Source organism: Paramylibacter ulvae, assembly GCF_014652655.1.
GTDB classification, from domain to species: domain Bacteria; phylum Pseudomonadota; class Alphaproteobacteria; order Rhodobacterales; family Rhodobacteraceae; genus Amylibacter; species Amylibacter ulvae.
Genome location: NZ_BMZF01000001.1, coordinates 749488 through 764610, shown reverse-complemented (window position 1 = coordinate 764610; position 15123 = coordinate 749488). Strand labels below are relative to the sequence as shown.

Annotated in this window: 13 protein-coding genes; 8 read left to right on the top strand and 5 right to left on the bottom strand. The window is 50.1% G+C overall.

The features are described 5' to 3' along the window. Positions 1 to 86: 86 nt before the first annotated feature. Positions 87 to 299, top strand: a complete 213-nt coding sequence (locus tag IE094_RS03780; RefSeq protein ID WP_189639202.1) for a SlyX family protein — start codon at positions 87 to 89, stop codon at positions 297 to 299. Here IE094_RS03780 and IE094_RS03775 read toward each other — a convergent pair whose 3' ends face one another. Further along, a complete protein-coding gene (locus tag IE094_RS03775) occupies positions 300 to 758 on the bottom strand; it encodes an Lrp/AsnC family transcriptional regulator (protein WP_189639201.1) in 459 nt (152 codons plus the stop codon). Positions 759 to 865: 107 nt separating this feature from the next. On the opposite strand from IE094_RS03775, the gene IE094_RS03770 reads away from it, so the two are divergent. Then, positions 866 to 1654 (top strand): phenylalanine 4-monooxygenase, encoded by a 789-nt coding sequence (locus tag IE094_RS03770; RefSeq protein ID WP_189639200.1) that lies wholly within the window; start codon positions 866 to 868, stop codon positions 1652 to 1654. A 1-nt stretch (position 1655) separates the two neighbouring features. Here the strand turns inward: IE094_RS03770 and dnaE are convergent, their stop codons facing one another. Then, positions 1656 to 5108 carry a DNA polymerase III subunit alpha gene (gene dnaE / locus IE094_RS03765; RefSeq protein WP_189639199.1) on the bottom strand — a complete coding sequence of 1151 codons (3453 nt, stop codon included), beginning with the start codon at positions 5106 to 5108 and terminating at the stop codon, positions 1656 to 1658. Between the two features lie 132 nt (positions 5109 to 5240). Between dnaE and IE094_RS03760 the strand changes: the two genes are divergently transcribed. The 5 genes from IE094_RS03760 to IE094_RS03740 all read left to right on the top strand — a co-directional run bounded on the left by IE094_RS03760 (position 5241) and on the right by IE094_RS03740 (position 10401). Next, entirely contained in the window at positions 5241 to 6740 is a 1500-nt protein-coding gene (locus IE094_RS03760) for an ABC transporter ATP-binding protein (RefSeq protein WP_373295851.1), read from the top strand. Continuing rightward, the gene (locus IE094_RS03755) at positions 6737 to 7813 is read left to right on the top strand and encodes an ABC transporter permease (protein WP_189639198.1); all 1077 of its coding nucleotides are present in this window, start codon (positions 6737 to 6739) and stop codon (positions 7811 to 7813) included. Before IE094_RS03760 ends, IE094_RS03755 begins: the two co-directional genes overlap by 4 nt. Further along, positions 7813 to 8745, top strand: a complete 933-nt coding sequence (locus tag IE094_RS03750; protein ID WP_189639197.1) for an ABC transporter permease — start codon at positions 7813 to 7815, stop codon at positions 8743 to 8745. The genes IE094_RS03755 and IE094_RS03750 overlap by 1 nt, the downstream gene beginning before the upstream one ends. Before the next feature lie 47 nt (positions 8746 to 8792). Then, a complete protein-coding gene (locus tag IE094_RS03745; RefSeq protein ID WP_189639196.1) occupies positions 8793 to 9866 on the top strand; it encodes a BMP family ABC transporter substrate-binding protein in 1074 nt (357 codons plus the stop codon). Positions 9867 to 10026: 160 nt separating this feature from the next. Then, positions 10027 to 10401: a hypothetical protein gene (locus tag IE094_RS03740; RefSeq protein WP_189639195.1), complete on the top strand. Its 375-nt coding sequence runs from the start codon at positions 10027 to 10029 to the stop codon at positions 10399 to 10401. Positions 10402 to 10470: 69 nt separating this feature from the next. Here IE094_RS03740 and IE094_RS03735 read toward each other — a convergent pair whose 3' ends face one another. Genes IE094_RS03735 through IE094_RS03725 form a run of 3 tightly spaced genes read right to left on the bottom strand, consistent with a single transcriptional unit; the run spans position 10471 to position 13433 of the window. Continuing rightward, positions 10471 to 10872, bottom strand: coding sequence for a VOC family protein (locus tag IE094_RS03735; protein ID WP_189639194.1), 402 nt, complete (start codon positions 10870 to 10872; stop codon positions 10471 to 10473). A 17-nt stretch (positions 10873 to 10889) separates the two neighbouring features. Then, on the bottom strand, positions 10890 to 12107 hold the full coding sequence (locus tag IE094_RS03730; protein ID WP_189639193.1) for a TCR/Tet family MFS transporter: 1218 nt from the start codon (positions 12105 to 12107) through the stop codon (positions 10890 to 10892). A 57-nt stretch (positions 12108 to 12164) separates the two neighbouring features. After that, complete coding sequence (locus IE094_RS03725) at positions 12165 to 13433, bottom strand: amidohydrolase (protein WP_308429192.1); 1269 nt, start codon at positions 13431 to 13433, stop codon at positions 12165 to 12167. A 16-nt stretch (positions 13434 to 13449) separates the two neighbouring features. Between IE094_RS03725 and IE094_RS03720 the strand changes: the two genes are divergently transcribed. Next, on the top strand, positions 13450 to 15063 hold the full coding sequence (locus IE094_RS03720) for a SulP family inorganic anion transporter (RefSeq protein ID WP_189639192.1): 1614 nt from the start codon (positions 13450 to 13452) through the stop codon (positions 15061 to 15063). The last annotated feature ends 60 nt before the right edge of the window (positions 15064 to 15123 follow it).

Here is a 15123-nt window from a genome sequence, read left to right as displayed (position 1 = left end):
CCTTATCTTGGCGCCACGTCTAACGGATTGCACAGAATGGGGCAAGTTGACTTGCGCATATCAACGCATCCGCGTATCAGATTTGCATGGAACCAACACAAGATATCATTGATTTGCAAATCAAACTGTCCGAAGCACAGCGCATGATGGATGAATTGTCCGATATTGTCGCGGATCAGGCCAAGCGTTTGGAAATCGCAGAACGGCGCATTCAAATGTTAATGGAACGCGCAGCAGATGCCGAGGCGCAGGCAATGAATGGCGTGGCCATCGGCGATGCAAAGCCACCCCATTGGTAATTAAATCGGCAATTCGGTCACATCTTTTTCCGATTTCATCACGAAATTCGACAACACATTTTGCACAAAACCACTGCGCAAAAAATTATGGGTTAAGAATTCTTCGTATTCATCCATATCTTTGACACGGATTTTCAAAATGTAATCCGCCGACCCCGATGTTTTGTGACATTCCTGAATTTCGCCGTGTGCATTCACCAAACGCAAAAATCCATTCACGGTTTCCAAGCTATGATCTGCCAGTGAAATATGCGCCAAAACGCAAAGTCCACAATCCAACAACTTGGGGTTAAGGATCGAAACTCGTCGCGCAATCAACCCGCGTTTTTCAAATTCCTGCAATTTGCGCCAAAGCGTGCTTTGGGCGATGCCTGTGCGTTCGCTCAATTGTGCGAGCGATAACGTGGCATCGGATTGTAATTCTCGCAATACCTGCAAATCTTGATCTGAATACTTCATGGATTGACCCAAATTAAAAATATTTCCCACTTTTTAGCAGTATCAGCGAAATTTTGGAAATTATTTCCCACATAACGGCGTAAACTTTCCAATGGGAGGAATACGTCATGAAAAAGAAACCGTCGAAATATGCATCCAAGGAACCGCTCGCCAATGGGCTGTATGACTACACGCCAGAAGAGGATGCAATTTGGGGCGAGCTTTATAATCGCCAGATGGTTTTTTTACGCGGCAAAGCTTGCGCAGAATATTTTGATGGGGCAACCCAACTTGGCCTAACTGCCGATCACGTGCCACAGGTTGGCGAAATTTCTGCGCGGTTGAATAAGATAAGCGATTTTGGCGTCAAAGGTGTTGCCGCCATCATTCCCCCGTCTGAATTTTACGCATTGCTCGCCGATCGCCGCTTTCCCGTGGCGACATTCCTGCGTAGCCGCGAAGATATGGATTACATCGAAGAACCGGATATTTTTCACGAGGTTTTCGGACATTGTCCGTTATTATGCAATAAACCTTACAGCAATTTCTTAGAAAAGATCGGCAAATTGGCGCAATCCTTGGGCAAAGGTTATTCTTGGCATTTGTTCCGCCTGTTTTGGTTCACGGTGGAATTTGGCATGATCCGCACCAATGAAGGTTTGCGCGGTTACGGCGCTGGGATCGTTTCCAGCCCATCAGAGGCAAAATTTGCCTGTTCGGGTGATGCGGTGTACGCAGATGCGGATTTGCGAACAATGCTGCGCACCCCCTATCGGATCGACATTGTTCAACCCAAATATTTCGTGATCGACAGTTTTGAGCAGCTTAACGCATTGTTGGATCAAGATATCGCCGTGATGATTGATCGCGCCAAAGAATTGGGTGATCTGCCTGCATTGTTTGACAGCGCGGCCTAATTTAAAATTCTTCGACGAATTGAACGCCGTTAATATGTTTTAACGCGCCCTTGATTTGCGGGTTCATGGGATATTCACCCTTTAACGCCACTTCGACTTCGCCTGGTAAATCTGCGTGGCTCAATACTAAATGCACAGGACCACGGCCGCGGATGCTTTTATCTCTGGCCACTTCGTTCAACCGCGTTGCCACGCTAAATATCGCGGATTCTTCGTTGACAAAAACCTTAAGCCCCATGGCGGCGGCATCTTGCACAGATACGTCAACAGGCTGCGCTCCACGACATAACAATTTCAATTGATCCGCTTCTAATTTCGCCTCGACCGAAAGCACAACATTTTGCCCTGGCTCCAGATAATCGCGAAACTTTTCAAGCGTATCAGAAAACACCGTCACTTCATAAAGACCTGTTGGATCAGACAGTTGCACAAAGGCAAACCGATTGCCACGTGCAGATTTTCGTTCCTGTTTGGACGCAACAGAGCCCGCAATTTTTGCAACCACACCACCGGCCGTGGCGCGTTGTTCCAATTCCGCCAGTGTTAAAACCTTTTTGCGTTTCAAAGCGGGCAAATAATCATCGAGCGGATGCCCTGACAGATAAAAACCGATGGCCTTGTGTTCCTCTGCCAATCGTTCGGTGGGCAACCAATCATCGGGCATGGGCAGGCGGGGTGCGGGCAAATTTTCGCCCGCATCGCCAAATAATCCTGCTTGTGCGGAATTGCGATCTTCGTGCGTTGCGGCGGAATATCCGACCAGCGCATCAATGGATGCCAACACCTTGCGCCGATTGCGATCCAACATGTCAAATCCGCCTGCACGCGCTAACATTTCCAGCGGGCGTTTACCGACCCGTTTCATGTCAACACGACGTGCAAAATCAAACAGATCAAGGAATGGGCCATCGGCGCGCGCATCGGTGATCAATTTCATCGCCTCCACACCCACGTTTTTCAACCCGCCCAGCGCATATGCAATGCGCCCCTCGGATACCGAAAATTTCGCCTCTGATCGGTTTACACAGGGCGGGATAACCTCGATCCCAAGGCGTTTGATTTCCTGATGGAACACATTCAATTTATCGGTCAGGTGCAAATCACAATTGGCAACAGCGGCCATAAATTCAACGGGGTAATTCGCCTTGAGCCATGCGGTTTGATAGGACACCACCGCATATGCCGCCGCGTGGGATTTGTTAAAACCATAGTTGGCGAATTTATCCAACAGATCCCAAACCTCTTTGGCCTTTTTATCGGGCACACCGTTTTCACCAGCACCCTTCAGGAATTTTGGCTTTTCCTTATCCATTTCCTCTTGGATTTTTTTACCCATCGCACGGCGCAACAAATCCGCACCGCCAAGAGAGTAGCCCGCCATTTCTTGGGCGATTTGCATCACCTGTTCCTGATAAACGATAATGCCTTGGGTTTCGTCCAACAGGTGATCAATACTGGGATGCATTAAATCGCGCTCTGCTTTGCCGTTTTTCACATCACAGAATTTCGGAATATTTTCCATTGGCCCCGGACGATAGAGCGCCACAAGAGCAACAATGTCTTCAACGCAAGTGGGTTTCATACGCCGAAGCGCATCCATCATCCCCGTTGATTCCACCTGAAACACCGCAACGGTTTTCGCAGATGCGTACAGATCGAAAGTTTTCTGATCTTCCAGATCAATCGCACCGATATCAATTTCGATCCCGCGATCTTTTAACAAATCAACAGCACCTTGAATAACCGTCAGGGTTTTCAAACCCAAAAAGTCGAACTTGACCAAGCCTGCCTTTTCCACCCATTTCATATTGAACTGGGTTGCGGGCATATCAGAACGCGGATCTTGGTACAGTGGCACCAATTCATCCAATGGGCGATCACCAATCACCACACCGGCTGCGTGGGTTGATGCGTTGCGCAACAATCCTTCGACCTGTTGAGCATAGGTGAGCAACCGATCAACAACTTCTTCTGCTTTGGCCTCTTCGCGCAAGCGCGGCTCGTCCGCCAATGCTTTGGCAATGCTTACGGGTTTCACTCCCTCGACAGGGATCAGTTTTGATAACCGATCAACTTGACCATAGGGCATTTGTAAAACACGCCCAACATCGCGCACGGCGGCCTTGGACAACAGGCCACCAAAGGTGATGATCTGTGCGACCTTGTCGCGACCATATTTTTCCTGCACATATTGAATCACCTCTTCGCGGCGATCCATGCAAAAGTCGATGTCGAAGTCAGGCATCGACACACGTTCAGGGTTCAAGAACCGCTCGAACAGCAATGAATAGCGCAACGGATCAAGGTCGGTAATCGTAAGCGCATAGGCCACCAATGAACCCGCACCCGAACCACGCCCTGGCCCCACTGGGATATTGTTGTCCTTGGACCATGCGATAAAATCCGCAACGATCAGGAAATAACCGGGGAATCCCATGCCTTCGATAATACCCAATTCGAAATCAAGCCGTTCTTGGTACTCTTCGACCGTTGCCGCATGGGGAATAACGGCCAGGCGTTTTTGCAAACCGTCATTTGCTTGGCGGCGTAATTCTTCGATTTCGTCTTCTGCGAATTTGGGCAGGATCGGATCACGCTTATACGCCTTGAACGCGCAACGCTTGGCAATTTCCACTGTGTTTTGCACGGCCTCTGGCAAATCGGAGAACAGACGCGCCATTTCCTCGGGCGTTTTTAAATAATGCTCTGGCGTTAAAACGCGCCGTCCTTCTTGTTGGTCGACATATGCACCATCCGCGATACAGATCAACGCATCATGCGCCGCATACATATCTCGATTTGGGAAATACACATCATTCGTCGCCACCAGCGGTAAGTTCATAGCATACGCCATTTCAACAAACGCTGGTTCTGTTGCCGCTTCTGCTGTGGTGTGTTTTCCGTTTTCATGGGGATGGCGTTGCAATTCAACATACAAGCGATCAGGGAACATATCCGACAGGCGCATCATCAATGCACGCGCACGATCTGTATTCCCATCTTGTAACAACTGCCCAATGGGGCCCAGCGCACCACCCGTTAAACAAATCAATCCATCCGTATGGTCTGACAATTCATCCAATGTCACATGCGGCAACGCATCACCACTATGTAAGAACAGCGCTGAATTCAGCTTCATCAGGTTGGCGTAGCCTATTTCGTTTTGAGCCAAAAACACCATTGGCAATGCCTTTGGCGGTGGCGCATCGGGGCGTGTCGCCACCGCATATGCAATGTCGACCTGACAGCCGATAATCGGCTGCACCCCACCAGCGGCGGCAATGTCGGAAAATTCCAACGCGGCGAACATGTTGTTCGTGTCCGTGACCGCAATCGCGGGCATGTCCATTTTCTTGCACAAATCGGGCAAGGTTTTAATATGCAGCGCCCCTTCCAACAAGGAATAGGCAGAATGCAATCGGAGGTGGATGAATCGCGGATCGGTATTTGACATAACGCTAAACTAGCCAAGCATTCAGCGAAACGCCACGGTGAAAAGTTTGATTTAGACAACAAAACTGTTTGCAAGATCGCATAGACCTGCGCTAGCGTGGGTATCGCTGCTTAATCTAATGAAAGTCCGATCTTGTCAAAACTACTGCGTCTGAACGGTCTGACCAAAGCCTACCCTGGGGTCATCGCAAATAACGCGGTCAGCTTTGATATTGGCACTGGCGAAATTCACGCGCTGCTGGGTGAAAACGGCGCTGGTAAATCAACATTGGTCAAAATGATCTATGGCTTGGTGAAACCAGATAGCGGCGAAATGGAATTCGCGGGGCAACCATTCGCACCCAGTGAACCACGCGCAGCACGCCAATCGGGTGTGGCGATGGTGTTCCAACATTTTTCCCTGTTCGAAGCATTGAACGTCGCCGAAAACATCGCATTGGGGATGGAAAACCCACCACGTTCAAATATCCTGTCAAAACAAATTCGCGAGGTATCCGCGAAATACGGCCTAACCATTGATCCCGATCGTTTGGTTGGCGATCTGTCCGCAGGCGAACGCCAACGCGTTGAAATCATCCGCTGTTTGCTCCAAGATCCAAAATTGTTGATCATGGACGAACCCACATCCGTGCTCACCCCACAAGAGGTCGACACACTATTCATCACCTTGCGAAAATTACAGGCCGAGGGCACATCTATCCTGTATATCTCGCACAAATTGGACGAAATTCGCACGCTTTGCGAACATGCCACTGTGTTGCGCGGGGGCAAGGTTGTGGGCACTTGTATCCCATCACAAGAAACCGCCAAAAGCTTGGCTGAAATGATGGTGGGTGCGAAATTGCAAACACCCAAAAAGGCCGCGACCGAACTTGGGCAACCCTTGTTAAAACTGGAAAACCTGTCGCTGCAATCCAAAGACCCGTTTGGCACCAGTTTGCGCAACATTACGTTCATGTTGCGCGCAGGCGAAATTTTGGGCATCGGCGGGGTTGCTGGTAACGGTCAGGACGAATTGATGCTTGCCTTGTCTGGCGAAGAATTGGTCGATGCCAATGCCATTAGCCTGAAGGGTGAATTTATCGGTCAGCTTGGCCCAACGCCGCGACGTATGCGCGGACTGCTTGCCGCCCCCGAAGAACGGCTTGGCCATGCCGCCGCACCTGATATGTCGCTGACGGAAAACAGTTTGCTGACCGCATTTTATCGCCAACGATTGGGGCGGCGTGGATTTGTGAATAAACAGGCCAGTGAAAATTTCACCAAGGCGATCATTCAACAATTTGACGTGCGCACGCCTGGCATTACCAACACCGCAAAATCGCTGTCTGGCGGCAATTTGCAAAAATTCGTGGTTGGGCGCGAAATCGTCCAAAACCCCACCGTTTTTGTGGTGAACCAACCCACATGGGGCGTCGATGCGGCCGCGGCTGCATCCATTCGCCAAGCATTATTGGAACTGGCCAGCAATGGCGCTGGTGTTTTGGTCATCAGCCAAGATTTGGATGAATTGATGGAAGTATCGGACAATTTCGCCGTCCTCGCAGAGGGGCGATTATCCAAACCGCAAAATGCCAAAGGTGTCACTGTCGAAGAAATCGGTTTGATGATGGGAGGCAGCGAAATAGCATGATCCGCCTTGAACCCAGAACCGAACCATCGCGCGCCATGATCGCACTGACCCCAATATTGGCGGTTCTTGCCACCATGATCGCTGGCGGCATTTTATTTTCCGTCCTCGGTAAAAACCCGTTCGAGGCGATCCGCATGATTTTCTGGGATCCTGTATTGGGCGAACACGCTTTTTATTATCGCGGACAAATTTTGGTCAAAGCGGCCCCATTGATCATGATCGCACTTGGCCTGTCGTTTGGGTTTCGCGCAGGCATTTGGAACATCGGTGCCGAGGGTCAATTTATCATGGGCGCTGTGATTGGTGCGGCGGCGGGGCTGGCTCTTTATCCATCTCAATCGATATTCGTTTACCCGATTATGCTCATCGCGGGTACGCTTGGTGGGATGCTTTGGGCGCTGATCCCTGCGTATCTGAAAATCAAATTCAACGCGAATGAGATTTTGGTATCCCTGATGCTGGTCTATGTCGCGTTCAATTTCTTGGCGGGTATGGTCACGGGGCCATTGCGCGATCCTGATGGGTTTAACTTTCCCGAAAGCCGCAGTTTCCAGCAATGGGATGCCGCTAGCAATCCAGAATTGATCGCAGGATCGGGCATTCACTGGGGCGTCTTGATGACCCTTGGGTTGGTGATTGTTGCCTATATCGTTCTGACGCGCCACATTTTTGGCTTTCACATTCGCCTTGCGGGGCAATCCCCGCGTGCAGCAAAATTTGGCGGGGTGAACCCAAACAAAATGATCGCGATCTGTCTTGGCCTGTCTGGTGCGCTAGCTGGTATGGCGGGTCTTTACGAGGTTACGGGGCCTGCGGGTAAATTGACCACCACATTCCCGCTTGGATATGGATTTACCGCGATTATCGTTGCGTTTTTGGGGCGCTTGCACCCGATTGGTATTTTGTTGGCGGGGTTGTTGTTGGCCGTCACCTATGTGGGGGGTGATGTCATTCAGGCGAACCTATCCCTGCCCAAAGCATCCATTCAAGTGTTTCAGGGCATGTTGTTATTTTTCCTTCTTGCGGTGGATGTGCTGGTGCATTTCCGACTGCGTTTCAAACGGGGCATATAATGGATTTTTCTTCGATCTCTATTGTCTCACTGCTCGCAACCTTGATGGTTGCGGCAACCCCGATCTTATTGGCCGCAATTGGTGAACTGGTTACCGAAAAATCAGGTGTTCTAAACCTTGGGGTTGAGGGCATGATGATTTTCGGGGCGATCTGTGGGTTTATCGCCGCCGTGGAAACGGGCAGCCCCTTAATCGGGTTTATCGCCGCCGCGGCGGGTGCTGCGGCGCTCTCGCTTCTGTTTGCGATCCTTACGCAATATCTGTTGGCAAATCAGGTGGCGTCTGGCCTTGCGCTCACGCTGTTCGGTTTGGGGCTTGCCGCATTGCTTGGCCACAAATACACAGGTATCAAACCGCCATCATCGCCAAAATTGGACTTGCCGATCTTAAGCGATCTGCCAGTCATCGGTCCGATCCTGTTTAACCATGATTACATGATCTATTTTTCAATCCTGTTGGTTGCTGTGGTTTGGTATTTTCTAAAATTCACACGTAAGGGTTTGGTATTGCGCGCCGTTGGTGAAAACCATGATGCTGCCCATGCCTTGGGATACAAAGTGATCCGCATTCGCGTGCTGGCAATTATGTTTGGCGGCGCTTGTGCGGGGATGGGTGGCGCCTACCTTTCATTGATCCGCGTCCCCCAATGGACCGAGGGCATGACCGCAGGTGCGGGCTGGATTGCGCTGGCGATTGTGGTGTTCGCATCATGGAAACCTTGGCGCATTATTTTGGGTGCCTATCTTTTCGGCGGGGTCACAATTTTACAGCTTAATTTACAGGCAGTGGGCGTTGATATCCCTGTTTCATATCTTTCTATGGCGCCCTATCTTGTCACCATCATCGTACTTGTTATCATGTCCGCCGATCGCAAACGCGCATCATTGAATGCGCCTGCCTCTTTGGGCCGGATATTCCATGCCTCAAACTAGGGGCGTAAATTACGGGGCAAACATCGCCCCACAAACAGGAGAGAAAAATGAAGCTGCTTAAAACACTTATGGCTGGCGCTGCGCTGGTTGTTGGACTGGGCGGAATGGCCCACGCCCAAGACAAAACCAAAATCGGTTTTGTTTACGTGGGCCCCGTCGGCGATTTCGGCTGGTCATACGAACATGACCAAGGTCGCAAAGCTGTCGAAGACGCATTTGGCGACAAGGTTGAAACAACATTCGTTGAAAGCGTACCAGAGGGTGCGGATTCCGAACGTGTAATGACACAAATGGCGCTGTCTGGTGCGAAACTGATTTTCACCACGTCATTTGGCTATATGGATCCAACGATCAACGTTGCGAAAAAATTCCCTAATGTGAAATTTGAACATGCAACGGGTTACAAACAGGCCGACAACGTATCGACATATTCCGCTCGCTTTTACGAAGGCCGTTCGGTGATCGGTCACATCGCTGGCAACATGACCGAAAGCAACACAATCGGTTACATCGCATCATTCCCAATCCCAGAAGTGATCCGTGGCATCAACGCATCATACCTTGCGGCCAAGGCCGTGAACCCAGATGTAAAAATGAAAATCGTTTGGGTGTACACATGGTTTGATCCAGGCAAAGAGGCCGACGCGGCAACCGCATTGATCGAACAAGGTGCTGATATCATTATGCAGCACACGGATTCACCCGCCGCCATGACCATCGCCGAAGAAAAAGGTATCCTTGCCTTTGGTCAAGCGTCTGACATGAAACAATTTGGTCCAAACGCACGATTGTCATCAATCATCGACAACTGGGCGCCATATTATATTGAACGCACACAGGCGGTCATCGATGGCACATGGAAATCTGGCAATACATGGGCTGGTATCAAGGACGGCATGGTTGAAATCGGTGAATTTTCCGACAAAATCCCAGCGGATGTAAAAGCATCAGCAACCGCATTGAAAGACGGCATTGCCGCTGGCACAATCCACAGCTTTACTGGCCCAATCAACAAACAAGACGGATCACCTTGGTTGGCCGAAGGTGAAACAGCGGATGATGGCACATTGGCAACAATGAATTTCTACGTCGAAGGTATCGAGGGCGAAATTCCACAATAAGCCAATCAAAATACAATTGCGAAAGCCCGTGCAACCGCGCGGGCTTTTTTGTGGGTGATGTTTAAAAGACGAGTTGGAAACTGTAAGCGTTCTTGGCTACGCACCGCATTACTGACTGCTATGGCCACTTGGTTAACAAATTAATTCGAAAGAAGAGAACATGGTTAAGAAAACTGAGTACATGGTTATTCAATACGCAAGTGACGGTAGTATAATAAGGCAAATCCGTGCTCCCAAAAGTATCAACCTGCGGCTTTTACTGGAGAGGCTTATTTGCCAAGGCTTAGATGATGGTGTTCTAATCAACTCTTGCCTTGGTTCAAATTTGAAGCGGTTCTATGATCCTTTTGCAATAATTGACATGCGCGAAGATCACCGCCGTGATCAAGCTCGTGACGCGTTGGAAAAACACCCTCAAACCAAAATTCCAGAGGGCGTATACAATCGAGCGAGAAACGCGCAAATTCCACTCGGAAAAATATTAATGATTGCAGGGGTGAACCGTGAATATTTTGTCAAAGAAGTAGAGGTTTGAATTGGAGTATCCAGACATAGCAAGTTTAACATCAAACCCTCTTATCGCAGACATCACTTCGAAATTTCATCAACCACCGCTAGCCGCGCTCATCTCGATCAATTGAATTAGATTCCCACAAGTGTCATCAAACACAGCCATCCGCACAGGACCTGCGTCCGTCGGTGCCGTTACAAATTCGACGCCCAGATCAACCAGCCGTTTGTGTTCCTGATCTAGGTTTTCCACCTGAAACGAATGTGCTGGGATGCCGTCTGACACCAATGCATCCTTATATGGTTTCACCGCGCGATGCGTGCTTGGTTCCAACAATAATTCCGTTCCCTCTGGGGCTTCGTTTGATACAACCGTTAGCCATCGATCATCGCCCATTGGGATATTATGTTTCACCTGAAACCCTAGGATATCAGTATAAAATTTTTCTGCTTTGTCTTGGTCGTCCACAAAAACGCTCGTCACATATATTTTCATATCTTCCTTCGTTTTTTCTACTTCGCGCGCACCACTTGCCCACGCATGGCAATTACAAACAGACCGAGCGCAATTATTTCCAATACCATCGCTAACGCAAATGGTGCGGATGGGAAATGGATTGGCGCATCGGGGCGAGTGAAGTAGCTAAAACTGCCCGTCATCATTAATGGGCTGATGATCGTGCCGATGGCACCAACGGCTGTCATTACGCCTTGCAATTCGCCCTGCGCATTATCGGGTGTTGCACGTGACATAATGCCCGACAATGCAGGTGATGTGATCAAACCCAGCGAACACAGGGGAATGATAGCATAGATCATCCAGCCTTGCGTGGCGCTGCCGATCAATACAAACGCAACAATCGAAACCAACAACCCCATGATCACGGTATTCCATTCCCCGATGCGCGGCACGATCAGGCGGATCAAGCCACCCTGCACCACCGCCATCCCGATGCCAAAGGCCATCAACGATATTCCCACCTGCAACGCCTGCCAATCATATCGCAATTGTGTGTAGTAAGACCAAACGGTTGGATAGACGAAAAAGGCCACTTGATGGAAAAAGAACATGCCCAACAACATGCCAAGCCCTGGAAAACTTCCCACATGTTTGAGAGCGCGAAACGGGTTCATGCGCCGCATTTCCAGCGGGCGGCGAATGGCATCGGTGACGGTTTCGTTCAACACGAAATACCCCATGCACATGTTTAATGTTGCCAAAACAGCAGCGGCAAAAAACGGTGCACGGCTTCCAAATTCGGATAACAACCCACCCAATAGTGGCCCCAAGATAAACCCAATCCCAAACGCCGCCCCGATCAAGCCGAAATTCTGTGCCTTTTCTTCCGGTTTGGATATATCCGCCATATAGGCACTGGCGGTGGATTGCGTTGCACTGGCAACGCCCCCAACAATGCGCCCCAGAAACACAATCCAAATTGAATTGGTGAATCCCATGATGATGTAATCCACGGCCACCACGCCAAGAGATGCCAGCAAAATTGGTCGCCGCCCGTATCGATCGGACAGGTTCCCAACGGCGGCACCGCATAAAAATTGCATCACGGCAAAAGATGAACTTAACACACCCCCCCAAAGGGCCGCATCCGACAGATCAGCACCGCGCAATTCACGGATCAAATCGGGCATCACGGGCATGATAATCCCGATCCCCATTGCATCAATCACGATGGTCATCAAAACAAAATAAACGGCCAACTTGCGCGACATCTGCATACTTTCATTATGGAACGGTGAAGATATAGACGATGGCGAGTAATCCGCAAGCTATCCCATTACGTCACTTATGATATCCCAAAACATTTGTGTGCCTTGCGCGATCAACTGATCTGGGAAATCAAAATCTGGGTTATGCAGTTGTGGCTGGTCCACTCCAGACCCCAGAAAAAACATCCCCACCTTGGCGCCCGTTTTTGCAAACCGCCCAAAATCCTCGGACCAGCTCATTGGTTCGTGTAACGCCGTGGTGTTGTTCTGCGCCGCATTCGATATGCGCCCCACTGCATCGTCGTGGTTTTGTGTGGCATCGAATACATCGTGGTATTGCACATCATACGCAAGTCCATGATCAATCGCCAATTTCGCCACGAGCCGTTCCATATCGTCCACCAACGCATCCATCCGCGTTTGCGTTACTGTGCGCAATGTTACCCAAAGCGTTGCATCCGCTGGTGCTATCCCAAAACTAGGGACACCAACATTCGCATGGGTAATTGTGGTCAAAACAAAGTTCTCGTCGCGATGTTTACCCGTGCAAAAATTGGGGATTTTTTGCATCAGCGCAGACATCGCCCCAACCGGTGAAATCCCGTCTTGGGGTGCCGCCGCATGGGATGTTTTTCCCGTCAGCGTAATTTTCATACCACGCGATGCACAACATACCACACCAGAACCAAGTTGAATTTCACCAAGTGCAAGCTTGGGCAAATTATGGAGCGCAAATATGTAATCAGGGAACAAAGGTTCAAATCGTGGATCATCCAATAATGCCTGCGCACCTGCCCCCGTTTCCTCGGCCCCTTGGAATAACAAAATCACGCGACCATGTTTCATCGGATAATCACGTAACAAAAACGCCAATGCGATAACCATCGTCATATGCCCGTCATGCCCACATAAATGTGCAACACCTTCATGCGATGATCGATACGGCAACCCGCTTTGCTCTGTGATTGGCAGCGCATCCAATTCACAGCGGATCATTACCGTTGGTCCCGCATCCACGCCGATATATTCCAACGTAACGCCATGCCCGCCCAAATCGTTATGCACCGCATCGGGGCACAGATCATTGTCATCCAAAAACGCCAATAAACGCGCTGCGGTTTGCGCCTCTTGCCCCGATACTTCTGGATATTTGTGCAATTCATGGCGCAGCGCCACAAGCCTTGCCAAATCTTTGTCGGATAATCCCATCGCGCCCTCAACTGCCAAAAATTCGGGCAAACCGTCACCGAATGCCCATTCCCAGCATATGCGTGCCGCTTCGCCTTTGACAATTGCTGTTTCACCTTGTAGGGCGCGCGTAACCCACAATCATCAAGGCCAAACAATGACACGCACATTGCTTTCACAATTTTCCCGCCGCTTGCGCGTTGAACGCCGTATCGCCACGCGCAACGGGCCAAGCCTGCCCGAGGCGAAAACAGAAATCCTATCAGGCTTAACCGTCGCACTCGCATTGGTGCCAGAGGCCGTTGCATTCGCATTTGTTGCGGGTGTTGAACCTCTTGTTGGGCTTTATGCTGCATTCATCGTCGGGCTTGTTACTGCGATCTTTGGCGGGCGTCCCGGAATGATTTCAGGTGCCACTGGTGCGCTTGCGGTTGTCATGGTGGCATTGGTGGCCGATCACGGTGTACAATATCTATTTGCGACCGTTGTTTTGATGGGCATTTTACAAATCTTGGCGGGTGTTTTCCGCCTTGGTAAATTCATCCGCATGGTACCACACACCGTGATGCTTGGTTTTGTGAATGGTTTGGCGATTGTGATCTTCCTTGCACAAATGGAACAGTTTCAAATCCGCGATGCATCGGGGCATGAAACTTGGATGACAGGCAGCACGCTTTGGCTCACGCTTGGCTTGGTTGCGGCAACGATGGCAATTATCTGGGTTACACCAAAAATCACCTCCGCCTTTCCTGCACCACTTGCGGCGATTGGCTTGGTGACTGTTGCTGTTGTGTTATTCAATATCCCTGTGCCAAACGTTGGCGACATGGCCAGCGTTAAGGGTGGCCTGCCATCCTTTGCGATCCCCAGCGTTCCGCTGAACTTTGAAACACTTCATATCATCTTTCCCTATGCCGTTATCTTGGCGGCCATCGGTCTGATTGAAAGCTTGCTCACGCTAAACTTGGTGGGTGAAATCACGGGCCAACGCGGTGGCGCATCGAAAGAATGCGTTGCCCAAGGTGGTGCCAATGTGATCACCGGTTTCTTTGGCGGTATGGGTGGTTGTGCGATGATCGGTCAATCCATGATCAACGTATCATCGGGTGGCCGTCGCCGCCTGTCTGGTATCGCGGCAGCTTTGTTTTTGCTCAGCTTTATCCTGTTTGCATCTGGCATCATTGAAATGATCCCACTGGCCGCATTGGTTGGTGTGATGTTCATGGTGGTGATCGGTACATTCGCATGGCAATCGTTCAACGTCATGCGTCGTGTACCGCTCTCTGATGCGCTGGTCATTGTTTTGGTAACCGTTGTCACCGTTTACGAAGACCTCGCTGTTGCCGTTGTGGTTGGTGTGATTGTTTCCGCACTTGTTTATGCATGGAACGCCGCTTCACAAATTACAGCAACACATCGCAAATCCCATTCGGAAAAAGGTGCGCGTGTTTATGATATCAAAGGTCCACTTTTCTTCGGCTCTTCGGCAAGTTTTCAAGAGCTGTTTGATCCACGTAAAGACCCCGAAACAGTAATCCTTGATTTCAATCAATCCCGCCTTGTGGACGGAAGCGCATTACAAGCGGTCGAAGCTGTTGCGCATAATTACAAATCTGCGGGCAAAACACTTAAACTGCGCGGGCTGTCCAAGGATTGCCATGCATTGCTATCGGGTGCGGGTCAGTTGATTGTCGATGAAGACCACGATCCAGATTATTCCATGGCGATCGACTATGAAATTGCGACGGGGCGCATAGGCGGCGGGCACTAACCCACCGCGGTGGCATTCCTTGCCAACGCCATTTTGTTTAAATATCCAAAACGCGGGCTT